We start from the raw sequence: 20,687 nt of genomic DNA on the forward strand, positions 1-20,687 counted from the left end.
ATGACCAAGTCCAAAGAAATCTACGTGTCCTTCGGCGTCGACGTCGACGCGGTATCCGGCTGGCTGGGCTCGTACGGCGGGGAGGATTCCCCCGACGACATCTCGCGCGGCATGTTCGCGGGCGAGGTCGGCGTGCCGCGGCTGCTGCAGCTCTTCGAGTACCACGACATCAAGGCATCGTGGTTCACGCCGGGCCATTCGATCGAGACCTTTCCCGCGCAGATGCAGGCGGTGGCCGATGCCGGCCACGAGATCGGCCTGCACGGCTACAGCCACGAAAACCCGATCGAGATGACGCCCGCGCAGGAAGAGGCGGTGCTCGACAAGAGCATCGAGCTCATCACCCGGCTCTCGGGGCAGCGGCCCACGGGGTACGTGGCGCCGTGGTGGGAGTTCAGCCCGGCCACCCACGAGCTGCTGGTCAAGAAGGGCATCAAGTACGACCACAGCCTGATGCACAACGACTTCCATCCCTACTACGTGCGCATGGACGACAGCTGGACGCTCATCGACTACACCCAGCATCCCGAGGTCTGGATGAAGCCGCTGGAGCGCGGCACCGAAACCGGGCTGGTCGAGATCCCGGCCAGCTGGTACCTGGACGACCTGCCGCCGATGATGTTCATCAAGAAGTCGCCCAACAGCCACGGCTTCGTGAACCCGCGCGACGTCGAGCAGATGTGGCGCGACCAGTTCGACTGGGTGTATCGCGAGATGGACTACGCGGTGTTCCCGATCACGCTGCACCCCGACGTCTCGGGCCACCCGCAGGTGCTGCTGATGCTCGAGCGGCTGATCCGGCACTTCCAGGCCTTCCCGGGCGTGCGCTTCGCGACCTACGACCAGGTCGCCGACGACTTCCTGCGTCGCCAGCCGCGCGGCTGAGTGCTTGCTTGTTTGCTACGCATCGCAGCAGCAGCCACAGCAGCAGCAATTTCGATCCAGGCACGGGCAATGCACGCACATGGACGCCACCACATTCACAACACTACCGGGCGGCGCTGCCGCCAACGATGACGACGCCGCGACCGGCATCCACCCGGTCTGGGCGCCGCCCGAAGTCACCGCCAGGCAGGTGACCTACGCCACCTGGGTCTGCTTCTTCGCCTGGGCCCTGGCGGTCTACGACTTCATCCTCTTCGGTACCTTGCTGCCGCGGCTGGGCGAGCACTTCCAGTGGACGGCCGCCGAGCAGGCTCGCCTCAACACCTGGGTCACGCTGGGCACCGGGCTGGTGGCCTTCGGCATCGGGCCGATCGTCGACCGGCTCGGGCGGCGCAAGGGCATCGTCATCGCGGTCTGCGGCGCGGCGATCTGCTCGGGGCTGACGGCCGTCGCGGGCTGGGTGGCCGGCGCCTCGGCCGGGCTGGGCTTCGTGCTGCTGGTGCTGGTGCGCTCGCTGGCGGGGCTGGGCTACGCCGAGCAGACCATCAACGCCACCTACCTGAGCGAGCTGTTCGCCGTGGTCCACACCGACCCGGCCGCCACCCGGCGGCGAGGCTTCATCTACGCGCTGGTGCAGGGCGGCTGGCCGATCGGCGCGGTGCTCACGGCCGTGCTGGTCACCATCCTCTATCCGCTGGGCGAGCGCTGGTTCGGGGCGGGCGGGGGCTGGTCGCTGTCGTTCCTGTTCGCGATGTTTCCCGCGGTGGTGATCGTGATCCTGGGGCGCCGGCTGGTCGAGACGCCGCAGTTCCTCACGGCGCGGCGCATCGCCGACCTGCACACGGCGGGGCGCTCGGCGGACGCACGCCAGCTGGCCGCCGCGCACGGGATTGCGCCTGACGAGGGCAGGGGCACGGGTCTGGGCGAAATGTTCCGCGGCGCGGCGCTGCGGCCACTGCTGTCGCTGGGGCTGGCCTTCATGCTGAACTGGTTCGCGATCGTGATCTTCACCGTGCTCGGCACCTCGGTGCTGGGCGGCTCGGGCGGCACGCCGGGCAAGGGGGTGGATTTTTCGAACGCGCTGCAGGTGCTGATCGTCTCCAACCTGGCGGGCTTCCTGGGCTACGTGTTCCACGGCTGGCTGGGCGACCGCATCGGGCGGCGCAACACGGTGGCGCTGGGCTGGATGGTGGGCGGCCTGGCCTTCTACGCGATGTTGCTGGCGCCGCAGGGCGACTTCTGGCGCATCGTGCCGCTGTACTCGCTGGGGCTGTTCTTCCTGATGGGGCCGTATGCGGCGGTGCTGTTTCTCATCGGCGAGAGCTTTGCCAGCCGCATCCGCGCGACGGCCGGGTCGTTCATCGGCGCGCTGGGGCAGCTGGGCGCGATCGTGGCGGGCTTCGGCATCACGCACACGCTGTCGCTGGGAGCGGACTGGGTGCAGGCGGCGATGGTCTGGGGCGCGCTGCCGTGCCTGCTGTCGGGCGGGTTGATGTGGCTGGTGCCGCATGTGGACCCGCGGACTTTGAGATGAGCGCGGCCTTTGCTGCGGGCGCTATACAGAAGGAGGGCCAGCCATGAAAACCAGACAAGTCGCTTCGCCGTTTCCGACCGCCAAGCCGTTCAAGCTCCCCGCGGGGCTGGCGGTGGTTCGCACGGTGCCGGCGAAGCCCGTCCGCAGCGAGTCCGCGTCCCAGATCGGGGCCCAGGTCCGTGCGCTGCGCATCGCCAGCGGCGCCTCGGGCGGCGAGTTGGCACGGCGCTCGGGCGTCTCGCACTCGCTGCTGTCGCGCATCGAGCGTGGGCTGGTCTCGCCCTCGGTCGCTATGCTGGCTCGCATCGCGTCCGGACTCGACGTGCCAATCTCGCGATTCTTCTCGGACCAGCCGACGCGTTCCGACTTCTGCCATGTGCCGGCGGGCAAGGGCATCGTGGTGGATCGCGTCGGTACGGTCGCCGGTTACCGCTACGAGCTGCTCGGGCATCTGCTATCGGGCAACCTGTTCGCCGAGCCGTACCTGGTCACGCTGCTGCCGGGTGCCGAACCCTATGTGACCTTCCAGCATCCGGGGCTGAAGTTCGTGTACCTGCTGTCGGGCAGCGTCAGCTACCGCTACGGGTGCAAGGTGGTGAAGCTCAGGGTGGGGGATTCGCTGCTGTTTGATGCGACGGCGCTGCATGGGATCGAGGACCTGGGGACGGAGGCGGTGTCGTATCTGTCGGTGGTGTTTACCTTTCGCAGGTAGAGAGCAAGGCTGTCGCAGGGTTCGATGGCGAACCCTGCGTAACGTTGCTAGTCGATCGCTGTTGGGTTGTGGATCAACAGCAAGATTGGCGCCTTCTTCGCTCTCTTTGCTTTCTTCGACTTCTTCGTCGGTTCAGCTTTCGCACTGGATAGCTCGAGTTCGCCGAGCAATTCTGTGATGGTCACTTCGAGGCCGGACGCAATGCGCCAGATGTTGGCCAGCGAGATATTGCGCTCCCCTCGCTCGACCGATCCGAGGTAGTTCCAATGCAAGTCCGCCTTGATCGCCAGCGCCTGAAGCGATATCGCCTTTTCGTACCGACGACGTCGCACGGCAGCGCCGAACGCGGCCTGCAAGGGTGTCACTCGTTCGTCCGAAAGCGTAGGGGAGATTTTGGCAAAGTCGTTCATGTGCGAGTTCCTCAACAAGGGTGAATTGGATGGAGCCGGTGGCACACACACTTTAGGTTCGAGTGCTTGCAGCGTGGTCCACAACGCGCGTGAGAGGTTTCGCTTCTGATCGCTCGATCTTTCTCCCCGTCTTTCGGATACGTCGCAATTCGGCCGCCACCGATGAGACGAACTGATCCAAGTCGCCGCCAGCGGACATATCGAGATTGACGGCTGTGAATCGCGAGAGCTTCCACACATCCGATGATCGCGGCTTCGGCGTACCGGCGAGAACTGTCAGCGGGTGACAGTGTTGATTGAAAGTCGTTTGGCGGAAACGATCGGGTTCCCTTTTCAAGCGAGATTCATCCATGAGTTCCTCGAACTTTCCTGTTCTTTTGCGTCGCGCGCTGTGCGTGCTGGGCGCGCTCTCGTTCGCTGCGGCCGTCGGTGCACAGAGCGCTCCCAAGCCTGGCCTCGATGGTTGGCCCAGCAAGCCGCTCCGGATCGTCGTCGGCTTCGGCGGCGGCTCGTCGCCGGATCTCGTTGCGCGCACGATCGCCGAGCCATTGTCGAAGGCGCTGGGCCAGCCGGTGTTGGTCGAGAACCACCCAGGTGCCAGCGGCAACATTGCGGCCGGCATCGTCGCCAAGGCCACTGACCAGCACACCATCGGCATGCTGATCAACGGCAACATGACGATCGCGAAACTGCTCAATCCAGGGACGCCGTACGACCCGCAGAAAGACCTGGCGCCGATCAGCCTGATCTGCACGGCGCCGCTGATGCTCGCGGCGCCGATGGATGCGCCCGGTACCGATGGCCGCAATTTCCTTGCGGCAGCGCGCAGCGCGGGGGCTCGCTGGAGCTACGGCACGCCGGGCATCGGCACGATCAGCCATCTGGGCATGGAGATCCTGAAGGCGCGGGCGGGGATCGACCCGGTGCATGTGCCGTACCAGGGCAATCCGCAAGTGATCGGCGGAATGATCGCCGGGCAGCTCCAGCTGGCCCTGCTGCCGCCAGGGCTTGCGGAGGTGCAGATACGTGCGGGCAAGCTGAAGGCCATCGGCGTCACGTCTGCCGCTCGAAGCCCACTGGTGCCGAGCTATCCGACGCTCGCGGAAAGTGGCGTGGAGGGTTTCGCGCTGGAAATCTGGACCGCAGCCGCCGCGCCTGTCAGCCTGCCCAAGCCGATCGTCGACAGGCTGTCGGCATTGATTGCGGAGATCGCGCGCTCGCCGGAAGTGCGACAGAAGCTGTTCCAGCAGGGTTACCAGGCGGTGGGCAGCTCGGGCGATGAACTGGCGGTTCGCGTCAAGGCGGACACCGCGATGCTGAGCCGGATCATTGCCGAACAAGGTCTGAGGCTCGAATGACGCACAACGACACAACGACGCTCGAAACCTTGCGCGCAGAGCTCGACGGCATCGACGGGCGGCTGCTCGACGCGATGCGAGAGCGGCTCGACTGCTGCTGCCGCATCGGCCACCACAAGAAGCTGCACGCGGTGCCGATGATGCAGCCGCACCGCATCGGCATCGTGCAGCGCCGGGCCGAAGAGTTCGCTTTCGCGCATGACATGAGCGCCGAGTTCCTGCGCGCGGTGTACGAGCTGATCATCGAGGAGACCTGTCGGCTCGAAGACGAGATCATCGCCATGCCGCCGGCACCACCGAACGCGCTATAAATCGCGATGCTCACATTCCTGACGCTCGGGCCCGAAGGCAGCAACCATCACTTCGTGTTGCAACGCTACCTGGCTGCGCACGGCATCGCCGACGCGGCGCGGGTCGAATTGATCCATGACTTTCATCACGGAGCCCGGGCGCTGAAGGCGGGCAGGGCAGATTTCATGCTGCAGTGCGCGGTGCATCCGGATGCGCCTGCCGTCACCGGCGGCTACCGGAAGGATGTGTTCGTGGTGGATGCGTTCATATCACCCAGCCAGCCGATGGCGCTGTTGCGCGCGCGCTCGGCGAAGGGGCGTCCGCAGAGCGTGGGGGTGCAGCCCGCAACGGAGTCCTACGCGGATCTCTCGCCATGGCTCACAGTCGTTCATGAGCCGACGGTCGCGGAGGTGGGCAAAGGGCTGCTCGAAGGCCGGTACTCGGCAGGGATCGCCTTCTCGTCTCTGGCCGATGCGCATCCGGATGCCTTCGAGGTGGTGGAAGACATCGGCTCGGTGTGCGACGCGTGGATCGTGTTCGGGACCAGGCCGGTGGACGAGGGGCGGACCATCGTCTGGATGGAGAGCCCGGCTTCGGGCTTGTACGGTGGGGCAGGGCGCTAGCGGCGCCGGCTGGTGTACAGCGAGTACAGCCCTGTGGCGCTGATCAACGCGATACCGAGCATCGACGGGACATCGGGTGCTTCGCCCCAGCCCAGGTAGCCGAGGAGGATGGCCCACAGGATGATGGTGTAGCGGAAGGGTGTGACCACCGACAGTTCGACGCCCCTGCAAGCAGCGATCAGCGCGTAGTTTCCCAGCGCTGCGCAGATGGCTGCGAAGGCGAGGATGGCGGTCTCGGCCCGGTCCAGTGCCTGCCAGGTCTCGAAAGTGCCGAGAGCCACGCCCGCGACGCTGACGGCCATGGTGGTGACCAGGGCAATCAGCACGGAGGGCACGGCGGGCGGGATAGCGCGCGTCACCAGGTCCCTGGCCGCCAGCGAAGCCGCGCACAACAGTGCAAATGCGACGCCCCAGTCGAAGCCGTCGAGGCTGGCGGATGGTTTGATGACAAGCATCACGCCCGCGAAGCCGAGCAGTGCCGCTGCGATGCGCCGGCCGCGCGGTGGCTCCCAACCCAGCGCTGCAGTGGCCATCACGATGATCAATGGCGCCGCCATCATGATCGCCGTGACGGTGGCGAGCGGTGCGAGTGACAGGGCGGCAACCGAACTGGCGGCGGTTGCGATTTCCAGCGCCGACCGAACGCCGACGATGGGCCGGCACAACGACCGCCAGTCGCGCAACTGGCCTGCACGGTACGCAAGGGCGGCGACCACGACGGTGGCGAAGAGCCCACGCACGGCCAGGATCTGGCCCGGGCCGAAGTGACGTGTCGTGAGCTTCACGAGCGCGTCGTTCAGGACGTAGAGCGCCATCGCGCAGACCATCAAGGCGATGCCCCGCTGGTCGGGGGAGAGGCTATGCATCGCCTGCGTCCGCCGCCGTGGGCGGAGCGCCGACATTGAGAGCCGCACGTTGCGCCCTCGCCTTGAGGACGATCTCGCTCACCTCTTCGTCGGGGTCGGACATCGCCACGATGGCTCCGCCGGAGCCGATCGAGACCTGTCCCCCAGCGCTCACGATGGTGCGGATCACGATATTGAGCGTGGCGGCGCCGTTCAGCGAGAGGTAGCCGATGCTCCCCGAGTAGATACCGCGGGCCGAGGGCTCGAGCCTGTCCAGGATCTTCATCGTCCTCACCTTGGGTGCCCCCGTCATCGAGCCGCCAGGAAACGCCTTGCGAACGCAGTCGATCGCGGACAGGCCGTCGCGCAGGTGCCCGCGGATGGTGCTGACCAGTTGATGCACCGTGGCGTAGGTCTCGACCTCGAACAAGGTCGGGACGTAGACGCTGCCTACCTCGCAGACCCGGTTGAGGTCGTTGCGCAGCAGGTCCACGATCATCAGGTTCTCGGACCGCGACTTCTCGTCGTTCACGAGATGGCTGGCAATCTCGATGTCTTCGGCGACTGTCGCGCCCCTGGGGGCAGTGCCCTTGATCGGCTTCGAGTCGACCAGACCCTCGGGGGTGATCTTCAGGAACAGTTCGGGAGACGCGCAGAGCACGGCCAGATCGGGTGTCTTGAAATAGGCCGCGTAGGGAGCAGGGTTCCGGGCGCGGAGCGCGAGATATACGCCGAGGCTGTCGATGTGGCCCGCACCGACGAGTTGGTTGGTGAGGCAGACCTCGTAGGTCTCGCCCTGCACGATCTCGCGCTGGCACTCGACGATTCGCTCGCGGTAGTCGGCAAGCGGGATCTGCCATTGCATGGCCTCCCGCGATGGTCCGTCGGCGCTGGCGGATTGCTGCGTCTCGGGCATCGGGGAGGCAAGCTGGCGGGCGATCTGTTGCATCCAGGCGCGGTTCTCTTCTGACAGCGCGGCTTGGTCGATGCAGACGATCCAGGTTTGCTGCTCGGCGTGGTCGAAGGCGACGAAGCGGTCGGCCTTGATCCACATGGCGTCCGGCGTGCTCGCTTCGTTTGCGTACTCGCCTTCGAGCTCGCCCTTCAACTCGTAGCCGAAGTAGCCCACATAGCCACCGGTGAAGTCGAACGGCAATGGCGGGCCCGTTTGAGGTTTCTCCCGTAGCTGCTCGGCAAGGAAATCGAGAATGCTCTGGGTTCGCGTCTGGATATTGGGGCCTTGGCGGATCTCGATGCGTCTTGACCGCGACCGGTAGGTCACGAGCTGTCCCAGTGGGCCCGACGAATCCCCCATGTACGAGAAGCGTGCGCGCTGCGCGTCGGCCAAACTGCTGTCGAGCCAGAAGGCAGCCTCGCTGTCGGCGAACAACTGGGTGAAGGCAGCGCTGGGCGAAGGGAAATGGTCCAGGCATTGCGCGTGAACAAGCAGTCGGGAGCTTGCCTGCTGGGTTGATGGCCAGCCGAGCGGGCCCTTGATTGCATCGCGATGGCGGCGGCCGTCCTGCCATTCCTCGGTGAGCTCGCGGAAGTTCCGCAAGAGTCTTGCACCATATTCCGTGCTGATCGATTCCGGGTGAAACTGCACGCCCCACCATGGCTTTGCGATGTGCCTCAGCCCCATCAAGGTGCCGTCGGCGGTCCAGGCGAGCGCCTGCAGTTCGGTCGGGAGTTCCGTCACTGCCAGTGAGTGGTATCGAACCGCCTCGAAAGGATTTGGAATGCCCCTGAACAGGTCCAGCTCGGTGTGGGACACACTGTCGAGCCGGCCATGCATCGGACGAACCGCCAGGTCGACCTTGGCTCCGCAGAAATGAGCGATAGCCTGATGGCCCAGGCAGACGCCGAGAACCGGCACCTTCGCGCGGAGCAGCACATCACCGACGACGCCGAGATCGGCCCGACGCTGCGGTCGGCCGGGTCCAGGCGAGACGACGATGTTGTCGAACTCCAGGGCCTCGATCTCTGGCCAGGTCAGTTCGTCGTTGCGAACGACCTGGGGAGGTCGGCCGTTGGCCGCGGCCAGGTATTGGTAGAGGTTGTAGGTGAACGAGTCGTAGTTGTCGATCAAGAGGCTGCGCATGGCGGTTCCTGCTCGTAAGTTGAGTGGGCGTGAGCGGAGACCAGATGCCATCGGACAGCTGGTCTACGAGGGTGAATCAACCTTTGGTCATCGGCTCGCGGCCCGCCCCGCCGCGTCGCAGGATCATGCTGATCAGCAGGCACGCTGTCGCAAGGGCTGCGACAACCCCACCCAGCAGGAACGACATCTTGTAGCCGTTCATCAGTTCGGTGGCGGCCGGTGTCTGTCCGCTGCCGGCCAGATGGGCGGCGTAGGAGTTCGCCGTGGAGATCATGGCGGCCAAGCCAATGACTGCGCCGAATTGCTGGAAGGTATTGAGCAGCCCCGAGGTCAGTCCCTCTTCGCCGATCTTTGCGCTTTGCGCGCCAAGTATGTTCGTGGTGATGGCGATGGCCGGAAGGCCGGCGCCAACCAGCAACGTAGGTCCGAGGATGTCGAGCCAGTACACGCTGTTCATCCCCGCCATGGATAGCCACGTCAATCCGACTGTCACGAGCGCGAAGCCTGCCATCAGGGATTCACGAGCTCCGTAACGCAGCCATCGCCCGGCATTCGTTGCCGTCAAGATCACGATGCCGCAAAGCGGGAGGAAGGCGGAACCCGATGCGAGCGGACTGAAGTTCAGAATTGACTGCAGATAGAGATTGCCGATGAAGAACATGGGGAAGATCACTAATTGCCCGATGCCGGAGTACAGCAGCGCCTCCATCAGGCCGCTATTCCTCCAGGTCGCCGGCGGAATCAAGCCGTGGGGAATGGCTTTTTGTCGGAACAGGAATCCACCAAGCAAGGCCATCCCGGCGATCACCGCGAACCAGAGCGCGCGAATGTTGCTGGAGGGCTCGCCGAACTGCACGATGCCCCACGCGAGCAGCGTCTGGCCGCCGATCAGAAGCAGCCCGCCCAGTCCGTCGGCTCGCCCCTGATTGGCGCCCTTGTCGAACTTCGAGAACACCAGGAACGAATAGAGCAGGAGCAGCGCTGGAATCAGCACGCTGATCCAGAAGGTCGACCGCCAGCCGAACCACGCGGTCAGTGCGCCTCCCAGGAAGGTGCCCAACGCTCCACCGAGGCCCCCCATTGCTGCCATCAACCCAAGCGCCTTGTATCGCTGTTCGCCCTCGAAAGTGGCGAGGATCAAGGCCAGGCTGGCGGCGGCGGAGAACGCGGATCCGAGGCCCTGGATCGCGCGTCCCGCAATCAAGAGTTCGGGCGTCGAGGCCATCGCGGAAACGGCCGAACCGATGGCGAGCACGAACAGGCCGGCCTGGAAGATCCGCGTCCGGCCGAGAATGTCCGCCATCCTTCCGGATGCCAGCAGGGCGCCACCGAATACCGTCAGGTAGGCGTTGGCAATCCAGGATTGGCCGGTCTCGGAAAAGCGAAGCTCTCCGGCGATGGTCGGGACGATGACGTTGATGATCGAGGCATCCACGATCAACAGAAGTTGCGTGGTTGCCAGGAGAAGCATCAAGCCCTTGAAGTTTTGTGCGGTGTTCGTTGTCATGTCTGGTTTTTGCTCAAAGCGTTGGTTGCGATTTGTCCAAGTTCATCGAGTCGGCTCTGTTCCGTCAGCTGCGATAGATAGACGTGTGGTGCACCTTGGTAGAACTGCTCGTAGTGCGCATGTCGGCAGCCGAACTCCGTGGAGGTGACATCCCAAGCCAGCTTCAGCAGGCGCGCACGGTCGATTGGCTCGACCTCGGCCGTGCCGAAGTAGGATTTCAGTGTTTCCCCGATCTCGGGCGCGTAGAAGTCCGATAGATGGGCCGGGAGGTAGATCAGGCTGCCACCGCAGAACATGCGGAGCTCGTGGATGAACTTTGGGTAGACCTCGGACGCGAACAATCTCTGCGCGTAGGTTGCCCGTCGGTTCGGAGCGATGTGGCCCGTTCCCTCGGGATCGCCTTCATGCTCCAGCTCGGCCCCCATGGCGATCGATTTGGCGAGCTGTGCGTATCCAACCAGTCGACCCAAGCTTCCGCGCACTTCAGGAATGGCCAACGAGCCGCTGGATCGCAGGACTAGATACGCCAGACCGGCCAGGAATTCCAGCTTCTTGTAGAAGCGAATCGACGCCTGATGGCCCATGCACGCATACGCCGGGGTGTTCCACCAGATGCCGAACGTGCTTCGCGTATCGCGGTAGGTGAGGACCCGCTCCCAAGGAACGAAGGCGTCCTTCATGACGAGGATGGCGTCGTTCTCGTCCAGCGCCGAGGACAGCGGCGCGTCTTCGGCATCGGCCGACGATGAATACGACGCTCGTGATATGAGGCTGACCCCCGGTGTCGCAGGCGGGATGCAGAAGGTGAGTGCGTATGCGACGTCGCTCGGATGCAGTGGCTCGATGCTGCCAACGATGATCTCGTCCGAATAGATTGCCGCGGTGCCAATCGCCTTGACTCCGGATACGAAGATTCCGGCGTCGGTCTCTCGAACCGATTGGATTCCGATGTCAGGCTCGATTCTGTTCTGTTCGGATAGCGGCTTCGATCGGTCCCTCTTGATGTTCGTCAGCGTGAAGGCAACAAACAGGTTCTTGGTTTTGGCCCTCTGATGGAGCGATTGCAGGTTCGATCGACCGTCGAAGGCGTCGCTGCGAAAGGCGTCTGGCGTGGTGACGAAGCCGGACATCGCGGCCGCGATGTAGTCGGGAGTGCGGCCCAGAAAGCCAAAACTCGTTTCCGACCAGCTGGCATGGAGTCTGTGCTTCAGCGCCAGATCCTGGCTGTCTTTGCTTGGGACGAAGGCTCGGGATTCCGGTTCGTCCGCCTCGCCGCCATCACCAGGCATGGCATAGAAGAGGTGCCGATGGGCCGCGGCGCTTGCTTGGTCATAGAGAGCGGCAAAGGCCTTGGCGCCTTGGAGAAAGGCAGGTGCGCTCGCTACGGAACTGATCTTTTCCGATCCCAGCCAGACAACCCGGTCATCGGAGATTTCATCGAGGTATTGCTTTCCGGTCCTGATCATGCACCGCTCCATTTGTATTGAGAATCACGGTTGACGATCGACTGAGTCACGCTCGTGAGTTGTGCGTACGCCGCCGCGATGGCGAGGCGCTCTTCGTACGGGAAGGCGACCTCGAGCGGCGACGTGCGCCGGCTACGCCGCTGCGCCGCGATATCGACAACGATTTCCGGCCCCTGCTCGCGATTGGCTCGCTGGATCGCTTGAACCGCTGTCATTCGGTCTCTTTCAAACTCGGCGATCGCGGCCGATCTGCTGCCGAGAGTTGCCAGGGCTTGGGCCAGGGCCACTGCATCCACGATCGACTGCGTGGCCCCGTTGGAGCCGATGGGATGCATGCCGTGTGCCGCGTCTCCGATCAGCACGGTGTCCTCGCCGTTTGACCATGCCGGAAGGGGGTCGATGTCGACCATCGGGTAGGCATATACGGCCCCGCTGTCGCGAATGACCTGCTCGGGGCGTATTCCGTCCAGCGACCAGTTCGTGAAATGGCCGGCTAGTTCGTGGGCCGGTACGCGGACGTTCCAGTTCCCAAGCGGATGATGCGGGGGCGAGGGGTCTGGCAGTGCCGCGGCCCAGTTGACGAGCGTCCGGTTTGCGCTCGCATCGACTGCCATCGGATAAACGACGAACTTGCAGAAGCCGTCGCCGGCGATGTACATCGACTTGTTGTCGAGAAATCCGTCGCCCCAGAACGATCCTCGATAGACCGTCGACGGTGCGATGCGTAGCGGGGCGAGGTCGGGAAACAAGACTTGTCGCACCGCGGATCGGATTCCGTCGGCTCCGACGATGAGATCGGCCGCGAACTCCCGGTTGTTCGTGTCTATGGCCAGCAGATCCTGCGGCAGTCGCCTGACGGCGGCAACGGAAGTCCCGCCCACGAGCGACGACTGACCACAGCGCTCTATGGCGGTGCGCAGCAGCGTGGCGTGAAGTCGAGACCGAGAGATGGACAGCTGGGGCCATGCGAAGCCCGCACTTCTACCTTTCGGCTCGCTCCAGATGAGGTGCCCATCCCACGTCGTGTAGTTGAGTTGGTTCAGCTGGACGCTGAGGGGTTCCAGCGCCTCGAGCAGTCCAAGATCCGCCAACTCTCGGCTTGCCAGGGGCAGTATGTTGATGCCCGACCCCGCCTGCTCCAGCGAGTTTGAGCGTTCGAGAATCCTGACGGACCTGAAGCCCCGCGCGTTGAGCGCCAACGCGAGTGTGAGCCCGGCGATCCCTCCTCCGACGATGAGGATGCGGTCGTTCATTGCGAGGCCTCTTCTTCGCCATTCACTGGCGGGTGGGCGTTTGATGGTTTGCCGAGGACGAACCGCTCGATCTGCAAGGTCAGGTCGAGGATCTCCTTGAGAAGCGCGATGGGGGCACCGCCGCTTCCTTCTTCGTACAGCCGGACTTCAGGCGCATAGGCCTTGCGAGCGAGGCCAAGGTGACGGCCCCTGAAAGTCTTGAGCATCCTCAAGAGGCGAGCGATGCTGTCGGCGCTGCGCAAGACATTGTGGTCCTGTGCGGTTGTGGGGTTCTCCAGGCAATGGCGAAGCCTTGAGACCAGGGACTCTGTCGTTCCCAGTTGCTCATAATACGAGCGCCAGGATGGGAGGCAGTAGGGAACCGACGCGTCCAGGAACCGCCGGTAGCTTTCGCTGGACCGGTCCGAGGCCCAGATGCAGAGGTCTATCAGCCAGAGCGGGACCTGCGCGGCAGCTGGTCCCAGATAGGCGCGACCACCGATGCTGATGTCTTCGTAGTACGGGCGCAATGTCCGCGCGAAGAAGACAGGGGACACATCCCGCACCACGCCGTCGATCGATTCCACCATGACGGTGGCCAGGTCGTGCAGACTGTCGACAAGCGGGGCGCAGCGCGCGTCCTGGGGACCGATGTCTCGGAGCCACTCGCTGACACAGAGCGATGCGCTCAGGCTTGGAAATACCTTGACGACCGCGGCCTGCAGCAATCGTTCCTGCGGGTCGTCGGTGTAGGCTCGGCGGCGAGGGCCGTCCGGGTTCCACGAGGTGTAGTGAAGGACCGTGTCTCGCGGGACCATTGCGCAGAACTCGCCGAGTTGCGCCAGTAGCGGCTCGATCTGAGGCACCGCCGAGATCGGTTCGAGACCGTGTCTTTTCAACGAGCCAAGCAAGATGCCGACGTCCCTCATGGCTGCCAATGCCATCGCCTCCGAACCGATTTCCAGGTTGGCGAGCGAACTGGAAAGCTTGACAAGCAACTGCGTCAGGAAGCGCTTGTCGCCGTGCGCGTTGGCTTGCTGGATACTGGCAACGGAGCCGTCGAGCAAGAGGGGATCCAATGCTTGGATCGCGGCTGTCTCGTAGAAGGAACTTGGATTGAACTCCAGGATCTGCGCCACGGTGAACTCCAGAGAGAAACTGGAGCCAAGGCTAAAGACCTCCCCTGAAATGCTCAATTAACCAGTGTCTTGAACTTGATAGGGATCGTCCAGGTGAAGGCCGTGTGACGATCGGGTTGAACGAAGGGCGAGATACAACCCCACCGTGCTTTCATATCCGACCCGGTGCGCAATTTCCTCTCTGCTGAGCCGCGTCGTTCTCAGGAGCGTTTGTGCGTTCGAGACTCTCACCTTTGAGAGATACCGAGCGGGGGCGCATCCGGTCGCCTGACGGAACGCTAGGCTGAAGGCCGACCTCGACATGCCGGCGGAGGACGCGATGCGTGCGATCGTCGAGCGCTCCTTGTATTCCGTGTGCATGTACAGCAATGCATTCGCGATACGAGGGTCTCGCAGGGCGCGGCCCACGGACGTCGTTGCCGTTCCGACATCGAGCGCAACCCGAAGGCCGAGCACGTAGATCAGCTCCAGGCCGCGCAGGAGGGCAAAGCTGCTCCCCTCTTGGAAGCGCTCCACTTCGCGCAGCAGTCCTTGGATCGTGCTTTGAAGGAGCGGCTCATGCTCGATCTGATGCTTCCGGACCACGATGATTTCTGGAAGCAGTTTGTACAGAGGGGTCGAGGAATGATCGTCGCAATGCAGGCCGGCACACAGAAACAACGCAGATCCATCTGCCCCTGGCATTTCTACTCTGACAAATCTTCCTTTGCTCCGGCTCGGAAGTATCTGTTCGAGCGGTACGGAAACCGCCGATGTAGAGTTGCCGATTCGATGGGCGCCGCCATGCGGGAAGATGGCCAGATCGCCCTGGTTCAGAGGAATGGCGTTCGGGTGTCCGATGTCGATCGCCATCGGTCCCTCTTCGACATAGTGGAAGAGCGCACAGGATTCGCGCGGTCCCGCGAAGGACCAGTCGCCCCCGATTCGCCATGCGCTGACGAAAGCGCCCTCCAGGCGTAGCGGGTCGACGATCATCGAGAAAAGCTCCTCGGTCATTTGCGTAAATCTCCTCTGGTTCCTGGCCCCGGTCGCGGTAGCGGTAGCGACCCGTGGCACACACTAGAGGGGAATTCGTGGAGCTTGGTCCGCGACGCGGGTGAGAGGTTTCGCCTTTCATCGGTCGAATAGTCTCCGCGCCTTCACCGGGCCTGCGCCCCGAGGCATGGTCTCGGCGCGGGCTCCCGCCGAGCCCCTAACGCACCGTCGGTCTTGAAGCGCGGGCGCGCCACCCTTGTAGGGCACGTGCGTGATGTCGACGGAAGCCACGCGCTTGTACAGCTCCATACCCAGGAACGACACGGCATCGGGTGCTTCGCCCCAGCCCAGATACCCCAGCAGAACGGACCAAAGCTCGATCAAGAGGGTCCGCATGCCTGGCTCCTTTCGGTTTGGGGGAGGGGCCATGGTTCGCCTGGAAGCGATTTGTCACAACTCTCAGATCAGGTAGGTGGGGGCGGTGTGTGTTGTGGTGGGCGGGCGCGACCGTGCCATTGTTTCTGCGGAACGAACACTGCAGTTCCTTTTCCGCCGTTTACGCCCGGTTCGTTGGCCTCAAACTCTCGTCTACAGAGGCTGCTATGAACACGACATGGAATTTCATCTTGGCCGCCGCGGTGATCCTGGCGTCCGCGGCGGGAATCGTTACCGGTGAGACCGCAAAGGGCGAGCTGCGCTTCGTCGAGGCGGCTACGTCCGTCACCGCGAGTGCCGAGGCGTTCGCCTGGGTGACCGGGGGCAAGATTGCGGTCGCCTCCGCCGCGTCCGCCGCTCAGTAGGAACGGCCGGCACGGCACCGGCCAGGGAGGCGCGCGAGGCCGCGCCCTGGTCGGCAGGCTCCCACGTGCGGCCTGCGGCCTGATTCGGCCGAGCGCTTCTTCCGCGACATCAGCGACAGGCGCATCCGGCGTGACAGCTTCACCAGCGCGGCAGAACTGGCACTGGCCATCGACCTGTACGTCGCCCCTCACACCATCGATCCCAAGCCCTTCATCCGGACCGCGCGCATCCGACATCCTGGCCAAGGGCACGCGCGCCAAGGCCGCTCTCGCGGTCTCTGCGGGATAAGTGATTCGCTGCTCTTCGATGCCACCGCACTGCACGGCATCGAGGACATCGGCACGCTGCCGGTGTCGTATCTCTCCTCTCCGTCGTCTTTACTTTGCGTGGCTAGGCATGATGAGATCTCGTGCGGCGTCACTGAAACAATCCCGGGTACCGCTTTGGCTAAACAGCTCGCGAACGGGCGATCAGGCGTCAATCAGGTGCGGCGACGGGAAGGGTGAAGCGGAACAGGGCGCCGCCTTCGAGATTGCGCGAGGCCCAGAGCTTGCCGCCGTGGGCCTCGATGAGCTTGCGACAGATCGCCAGGCCGACGCCCAGGCCGCTGGACTTGGTGGAATAGAAGGATTCGAAGATGCGCTCCAGGTCGCCCTCGGGGATGCCGGCACCGCTGTCGTGCACCGCCACTTCGATCTCCTCATGGTCGTTGACCGTCACTCCAACGGCGATGTCCCTTCGCGCTCCCGGGCCGGCGAGGTCGATCGCTTCCATCGCGTTGCGCAGCAGGTTGAGGATGACCTGCTGCAGGTGGATCTCGTCGACCGTCACGACCGGCAGCCGTCCCTTTGAGGCCGAGCGAATGTGGATGTCGCGCAGGCCGCAGTCCATTTTGACCATGCCGATGCATTCGTCGACTGCCCGCATGATGTCGATCGGCTTCGGGTCCAGGTCATGGCGCTGCGCCATCCCTCGCATGCGTGTCACGACATCGCCGGCCCGGGTCGCCTGGCCGATGACCTTGTCCAGGAGTTCGACCACCCTCGGCAAGTCGGGCATCGCCGTTTCGGCGCGTCGGCGCGCTGCCATCGCATAGTTTTCGATTGCGCCCAGCGGCTGGGTGATCTCGTGGGCCAAGGCGACCGACATCTCGCCAGCCGTATGGACGCGAACCAGATGGGCCAGCCGCTCACGCCAATGCGCTGCCTCGACCTCCGCCGCCAGCTTGCGCCGCTCGGCGGTCTCGTGCGCGTGCAGGCTGGCGAAGACGCCGGCCAGCAGGGAGATGCCGGGCGTCAGCGCTTCGGGCCACGGGTGCTCGCGTGTCACGCTGGCGATCGACAGCGCGCCCTCGATCCGCCCGGCCACCGAGATCGGCACGACCATCAACGAACGAACGCCTCCGGCCTCCAGCGCAAGCCGGTCCTGCGATGCCACGGGCGGCAGATCGGCAAGGCGCGGCAAGCGAACGACCTGGCCGGCCGCCACCTGGGCACTGACCCAAGGCAGCAGGCCGGACATTTCCGCGGGGGCCGGAGCATCGAACCCCTGCGCAACCCAGCGCCGGGTGGCGCTGAAGTGCGCTTCGACGCCGACATGCTCCCAGAGGGCGACCTGCTCTGCCCCCACGAACTCACCGAACTGCTGCAGGCTGGATCCGATGGCGCTGCCTTCCATGCCTGGCTGGACCAGCACCAGGGAAGCCAGGATGCTGCATGCCAAACGTTCAAATCCGATCGCGATGTCAAGCGGCTCCTGGGCCTGTTTGCGGGCCAACGCGCTGCCGAATACCTGGGTCAGCAGCCTCAACTGTGCCAGCAGGCTGTCGGGCCATGAGCGTTCGGCCCGCACGCAACTGAAGCTCAGCGAGCCGTGCAGATGCCCGGCGACGACGATCGGTATCGTCACGTGAGACTTGAGCCCGACGCCGATCAAACCTTCCTTGTCGCTGTCCGCCTCGGGTGGCAGGTCGTCGAGCCGCTCGATCACCGTTGGCAGGTTTCGCAGCGACCTCGACATGATCCAGGGAAACAGGAAGAGCGACGGCAACGCTTTCGGGGCCGGCTCGACGCCCTCGACCGCGAACGAATGCGTCATCTCGATCCATCCGGTCAAGGGGTCGAGGCGGTGAAGGGTGCAGCGATCGATCGCCAGCGTTCCGACGATGTGCTGGAGGCTGTCCTGGATGGCGCGGTCGATGTACTGCGGCTCCAGGTTGATGAAGCTCGCCGACAGTTCCGACAACAGGCGCTCGAAGCGCAGCCGGTCCGCCGTCAGCTCGGCGTGCGGGTCGGGTTCATGTTCCATGGTGCGTATGAAGAGAGTATCCCGTCGTCCAGGCGCCGGGCTTGTGTAGCCACCGATGCGGCGCCATCAGGTTTGGGCAGAGGCGTGCTCCGGCTTCACGGCCACATGCCGCAACTCGCATCTCAGGATTTTGCCGACCGTCGATTGTGGCAGCCACCCGAATGCGTTCGGCGCAGCAGCGTGGCATCTGGCGGCCGTCCCCGATGAGGCGTTTCGGAAGTGGTCCGGCCAGACCCCGGCGTATGTCCGGGAGCGTCGAGGCTGATGGGGTGGGGTGGGGGCACGTACGTGCCCATGAGTGGGCGCCGGGATGGCGACCTCGAGAGCGGGTGTCGATAATGGCCTGCTCGAAACTAAGGGTGCCCTCGATGTCGTTCAGCTCTTCAGCGTGGGTATCACGCGTCGCCGTGACCGTCGTGGCGTGCGCGACTCTGCAGGCACAGGCTGAGATGAGCGCGGAAGAGCTCGCGAAGCTGGCCCAGAATCCGGTCGGCAACCTGATCAGCGTTCCGTTCCAGAACAACACGAACCTGAATTACGGGCCGGAGAAGGGGACGCAGAACATCCTCAACATCCAGCCGGTGATCCCGATCTCGGTCAACAAGGACTGGAACATCATCACGCGCACGATCCTGCCGGTCATCTCGATGCCTTCGCTGGGCCCGGGCATCGACAGCACCAGCGGCGTCGGTGATGTGGTGATGACCGCCTTTCTCTCGCCGGCCAACCCCGGCAAATGGATCTGGGGCGCCGGCCCGGTGGTGCAGATGCCCACCAACAGCAGTTCGGAGCTGGGCAACAAGAATTGGGGCCTGGGTCCGTCGGCCGTGGTGCTGCATCTCGACCACGGCAACCCGTGGGTTTACGGCGCGCTGTTCAACAACATCTGGTCGGTGAGTAGCAGCGGGCAGGGCGGCTCATACAACAACTTCCTGCTCCAGCCCTTCATCAACTACAACTTCAGCGGCGGCTTCTATCTCACCACCGCCCCGATCATCACGGCCGACTGGAAGGCCGACAGCAGCCAGCGATGGACGGTGCCCCTCGGCGGCGGCGTCGGCAAGATCTTCCACCTGGGCAAGCTGCCGGTGAACACGCAGCTCTCCGCGTACTACAACGTGGTCAAGCCGGACAACGCCGCCAACTGGCAGATACGGGTGCAGGCGCAGTTCATGTTCCCGAAATAGTCACGCAGGTTGTGGCGGCCGACGTCCGGCTCCGCACCCGGGCATGGGGCGAAAAGATCGCGCGAAGCTGCTGGCGGCCAAGGGTTGGCGATCGGAGGCGGCGATCATCGCCGTCGGCCTGAACCCTGGCACCGCGACCGTCGAGAAGTCCAGGCATGGTGCGTTTCGGGGTTCCCCCGCTCACGGCTGGACATAGGTCTTCAAGTTCTTGCAGGCGCTCTCGAACATCGATTCGAAATACATCTTCGACAGTGGCCCGCCCATGCTGATCGTGAGATGCGGGTCCATCGCAACGCGGTAGGTGAACCGGGTCTTGCCGGGCTCGGTCTCTTCGAGCTGGTAGTCCTCCGCCATCGCGTGGGTGAGCGGCATGGAGGAACCGGTCACGTAAAACGCCATGCGGCGATCCTTCTCCCAGATGAAGAAGTGTTCGTCGAGCGTGGCGGCGGCCAGCGAGACAGTGCGGGTGGTGCCGACGCCATATGGCTTGTCGCTGGTCCAGACCACTTTGTGGATGGCATGGAACCAATGAGGCCAGGACTCGCCGTCTTCGAAGATGGCGAAGACCTTGGATGCCGGTGCTTCGAGATCGACGACGTGCTTGAATTGCATGGGCGCCGTGTCGAAGAACGTCGCATCGACCGGGCGACATTGAAAGTGCATGGCGATCCTTTGTCAGTGTTCGGGGGGCAGCGTGCGAGAGGTCAGGCCCAGGCGCCGAGCATCGTGGCACCGAAGGCGACGACGAAGAGGCCGGCCAGCCGGGGCCACCAGGGCTGCGCACGGCGCAGCGTGGCGCCCAAGGCGATGCCCGAGGTATGCAGCAGGAGCGATGCCGCCAGCATGCCCGCGAGAGCCAGTGTCGCTTCGGACTCGCCCGCCAGTTCCTGGCCGTGTGCGTGGCCGTGGAAGAGCGCGAACAAGCCCACCAGCAAGCCCGCCATCGGCGCGGGCAGCCGGTGTTGCGTCATCACCAGCAGGCCGAGTACCAGCAGCGAGACCGCGATCGACGACTCCACGGCGGGAAGGCGCACGCCGGCCATGCCGAGGAGCGCTCCGGCAAGCAGCATCAGCGCAAAGGCCGCAGGGGCCGCCAGCAGATCCGGCCAGCGGCGTGCCGCGAGGGCGCTCCAGAGCCCGACCGCCACCATCGCGACCAGGTGATCCGCGCCCGTCAGTGGATGCAGGAATCCCGCCATGAAGCCATGGTGAAGACCATGGTCGACGCCGGTGTGGGCGAGTGCCGAGAGGGGCAGGGCGGCGAAGAGCAGGAGAGCGGTCCGGGTCGGATGGCGAACAAGTTTCATGTCAGGT

General features: G+C 64.3%; 20 protein-coding genes and 1 pseudogene. 9 read left to right on the plus strand and 12 right to left on the minus strand.

Going from position 1 to position 20,687, the window contains the following annotated elements; genetic code table 11:
• The 3 genes from AC1DYK_RS28350 (at position 1) to AC1DYK_RS28360 (ending at position 3,131) form a co-directional block, all read left to right on the plus strand.
• Entirely contained in the window at positions 1 to 885 is an 885-nt protein-coding gene (locus tag AC1DYK_RS28350; protein WP_478169329.1) for a polysaccharide deacetylase family protein, read from the plus strand.
• A gap of 79 nt (positions 886 to 964) precedes the next feature.
• Positions 965 to 2,419: an MFS transporter gene (locus AC1DYK_RS28355; RefSeq protein ID WP_478169330.1), complete on the plus strand. Its 1,455-nt coding sequence runs from the start codon at positions 965 to 967 to the stop codon at positions 2,417 to 2,419.
• 163 nt (positions 2,420 to 2,582) lie between these two features.
• Positions 2,583 to 3,131, plus strand: coding sequence for a helix-turn-helix domain-containing protein (locus tag AC1DYK_RS28360; RefSeq protein WP_478169355.1), 549 nt, complete (start codon positions 2,583 to 2,585; stop codon positions 3,129 to 3,131).
• 47 nt (positions 3,132 to 3,178) lie between these two features.
• On the opposite strand, the gene AC1DYK_RS28365 is transcribed toward AC1DYK_RS28360, so the two are convergent.
• Positions 3,179 to 3,541, minus strand: a complete 363-nt coding sequence (locus AC1DYK_RS28365; protein WP_478169331.1) for a helix-turn-helix domain-containing protein — start codon at positions 3,539 to 3,541, stop codon at positions 3,179 to 3,181.
• A 350-nt stretch (positions 3,542 to 3,891) separates the two neighbouring features.
• Between AC1DYK_RS28365 and AC1DYK_RS28370 the strand changes: the two genes are divergently transcribed.
• The 3 genes from AC1DYK_RS28370 to AC1DYK_RS28380 are packed head-to-tail and all read left to right on the plus strand — an operon-like array spanning position 3,892 to position 5,813.
• On the plus strand, positions 3,892 to 4,899 hold the full coding sequence (locus tag AC1DYK_RS28370) for a Bug family tripartite tricarboxylate transporter substrate binding protein (RefSeq protein WP_478169332.1): 1,008 nt from the start codon (positions 3,892 to 3,894) through the stop codon (positions 4,897 to 4,899).
• Complete coding sequence (locus AC1DYK_RS28375) at positions 4,896 to 5,210, plus strand: chorismate mutase family protein (protein WP_478169333.1); 315 nt, start codon at positions 4,896 to 4,898, stop codon at positions 5,208 to 5,210. Before AC1DYK_RS28370 ends, AC1DYK_RS28375 begins: the two co-directional genes overlap by 4 nt.
• Before the next feature lie 6 nt (positions 5,211 to 5,216).
• Entirely contained in the window at positions 5,217 to 5,813 is a 597-nt protein-coding gene (locus AC1DYK_RS28380) for a hypothetical protein (RefSeq protein ID WP_478169334.1), read from the plus strand.
• Here AC1DYK_RS28380 and AC1DYK_RS28385 read toward each other — a convergent pair.
• The 8 genes from AC1DYK_RS28385 to AC1DYK_RS28420 form a co-directional block, all read right to left on the minus strand.
• Complete coding sequence (locus AC1DYK_RS28385; RefSeq protein WP_478169335.1) at positions 5,810 to 6,679, minus strand: DMT family transporter; 870 nt, start codon at positions 6,677 to 6,679, stop codon at positions 5,810 to 5,812. The genes AC1DYK_RS28380 and AC1DYK_RS28385 overlap by 4 nt on opposite strands.
• Positions 6,672 to 8,759 carry an aminodeoxychorismate synthase component I gene (pabB, locus tag AC1DYK_RS28390; protein ID WP_478169336.1) on the minus strand — a complete coding sequence of 696 codons (2,088 nt, stop codon included), beginning with the start codon at positions 8,757 to 8,759 and terminating at the stop codon, positions 6,672 to 6,674. The genes AC1DYK_RS28385 and pabB overlap by 8 nt, the downstream gene beginning before the upstream one ends.
• Before the next feature lie 76 nt (positions 8,760 to 8,835).
• Positions 8,836 to 10,266 carry an MFS transporter gene (locus AC1DYK_RS28395; protein WP_478169337.1) on the minus strand — a complete coding sequence of 477 codons (1,431 nt, stop codon included), beginning with the start codon at positions 10,264 to 10,266 and terminating at the stop codon, positions 8,836 to 8,838.
• Positions 10,263 to 11,732 carry a 4-hydroxyphenylacetate 3-hydroxylase N-terminal domain-containing protein gene (locus AC1DYK_RS28400; RefSeq protein ID WP_478169338.1) on the minus strand — a complete coding sequence of 490 codons (1,470 nt, stop codon included), beginning with the start codon at positions 11,730 to 11,732 and terminating at the stop codon, positions 10,263 to 10,265. Before AC1DYK_RS28400 ends, AC1DYK_RS28395 begins: the two co-directional genes overlap by 4 nt.
• Entirely contained in the window at positions 11,729 to 12,985 is a 1,257-nt protein-coding gene (locus tag AC1DYK_RS28405; protein WP_478169339.1) for an FAD-dependent monooxygenase, read from the minus strand. The genes AC1DYK_RS28400 and AC1DYK_RS28405 overlap by 4 nt, the downstream gene beginning before the upstream one ends.
• Positions 12,982 to 14,103 carry a monodechloroaminopyrrolnitrin synthase PrnB family protein gene (locus AC1DYK_RS28410; protein WP_478169340.1) on the minus strand — a complete coding sequence of 374 codons (1,122 nt, stop codon included), beginning with the start codon at positions 14,101 to 14,103 and terminating at the stop codon, positions 12,982 to 12,984. Before AC1DYK_RS28410 ends, AC1DYK_RS28405 begins: the two co-directional genes overlap by 4 nt.
• A 57-nt stretch (positions 14,104 to 14,160) precedes the next feature.
• Positions 14,161 to 15,099, minus strand: coding sequence for a cupin domain-containing protein (locus AC1DYK_RS28415; RefSeq protein ID WP_478169341.1), 939 nt, complete (start codon positions 15,097 to 15,099; stop codon positions 14,161 to 14,163).
• Positions 15,100 to 15,216: 117 nt separating this feature from the next.
• Positions 15,217 to 15,474: a hypothetical protein gene (locus AC1DYK_RS28420; RefSeq protein ID WP_478169342.1), complete on the minus strand. Its 258-nt coding sequence runs from the start codon at positions 15,472 to 15,474 to the stop codon at positions 15,217 to 15,219.
• Positions 15,475 to 15,680: 206 nt separating this feature from the next.
• On the opposite strand from AC1DYK_RS28420, the gene AC1DYK_RS28425 reads away from it, so the two are divergent.
• Together AC1DYK_RS28425 and AC1DYK_RS28430 are read left to right on the plus strand one after the other, a co-directional pair.
• On the plus strand, positions 15,681 to 15,878 hold the full coding sequence (locus AC1DYK_RS28425; protein ID WP_478169343.1) for a hypothetical protein: 198 nt from the start codon (positions 15,681 to 15,683) through the stop codon (positions 15,876 to 15,878).
• 288 nt (positions 15,879 to 16,166) lie between these two features.
• Positions 16,167 to 16,244 (plus strand): annotated as a pseudogene (locus AC1DYK_RS28430) (XRE family transcriptional regulator); the annotation flags it as partial.
• Positions 16,245 to 16,356: 112 nt separating this feature from the next.
• On the opposite strand, the gene AC1DYK_RS28435 reads toward AC1DYK_RS28430, so the two are convergent.
• Positions 16,357 to 18,186 carry a sensor histidine kinase gene (locus tag AC1DYK_RS28435; protein ID WP_478169344.1) on the minus strand — a complete coding sequence of 610 codons (1,830 nt, stop codon included), beginning with the start codon at positions 18,184 to 18,186 and terminating at the stop codon, positions 16,357 to 16,359.
• Between the two features lie 449 nt (positions 18,187 to 18,635).
• Here AC1DYK_RS28435 and AC1DYK_RS28440 point away from each other — a divergent pair, with 449 nt between their 5' ends.
• Positions 18,636 to 19,373 carry a transporter gene (locus AC1DYK_RS28440; RefSeq protein WP_478169345.1) on the plus strand — a complete coding sequence of 246 codons (738 nt, stop codon included), beginning with the start codon at positions 18,636 to 18,638 and terminating at the stop codon, positions 19,371 to 19,373.
• 180 nt (positions 19,374 to 19,553) lie between these two features.
• On the opposite strand, the gene AC1DYK_RS28445 is transcribed toward AC1DYK_RS28440, so the two are convergent.
• On the minus strand, positions 19,554 to 20,036 hold the full coding sequence (locus AC1DYK_RS28445; RefSeq protein WP_478169346.1) for an SRPBCC family protein: 483 nt from the start codon (positions 20,034 to 20,036) through the stop codon (positions 19,554 to 19,556).
• 41 nt (positions 20,037 to 20,077) lie between these two features.
• Positions 20,078 to 20,680, minus strand: a complete 603-nt coding sequence (locus AC1DYK_RS28450) for a HupE/UreJ family protein (protein ID WP_478169347.1) — start codon at positions 20,678 to 20,680, stop codon at positions 20,078 to 20,080.
• Between the last annotated feature and the right edge of the window lie 7 nt (positions 20,681 to 20,687).

This window comes from Variovorax sp. P2_H12 (genome assembly GCF_056403395.1).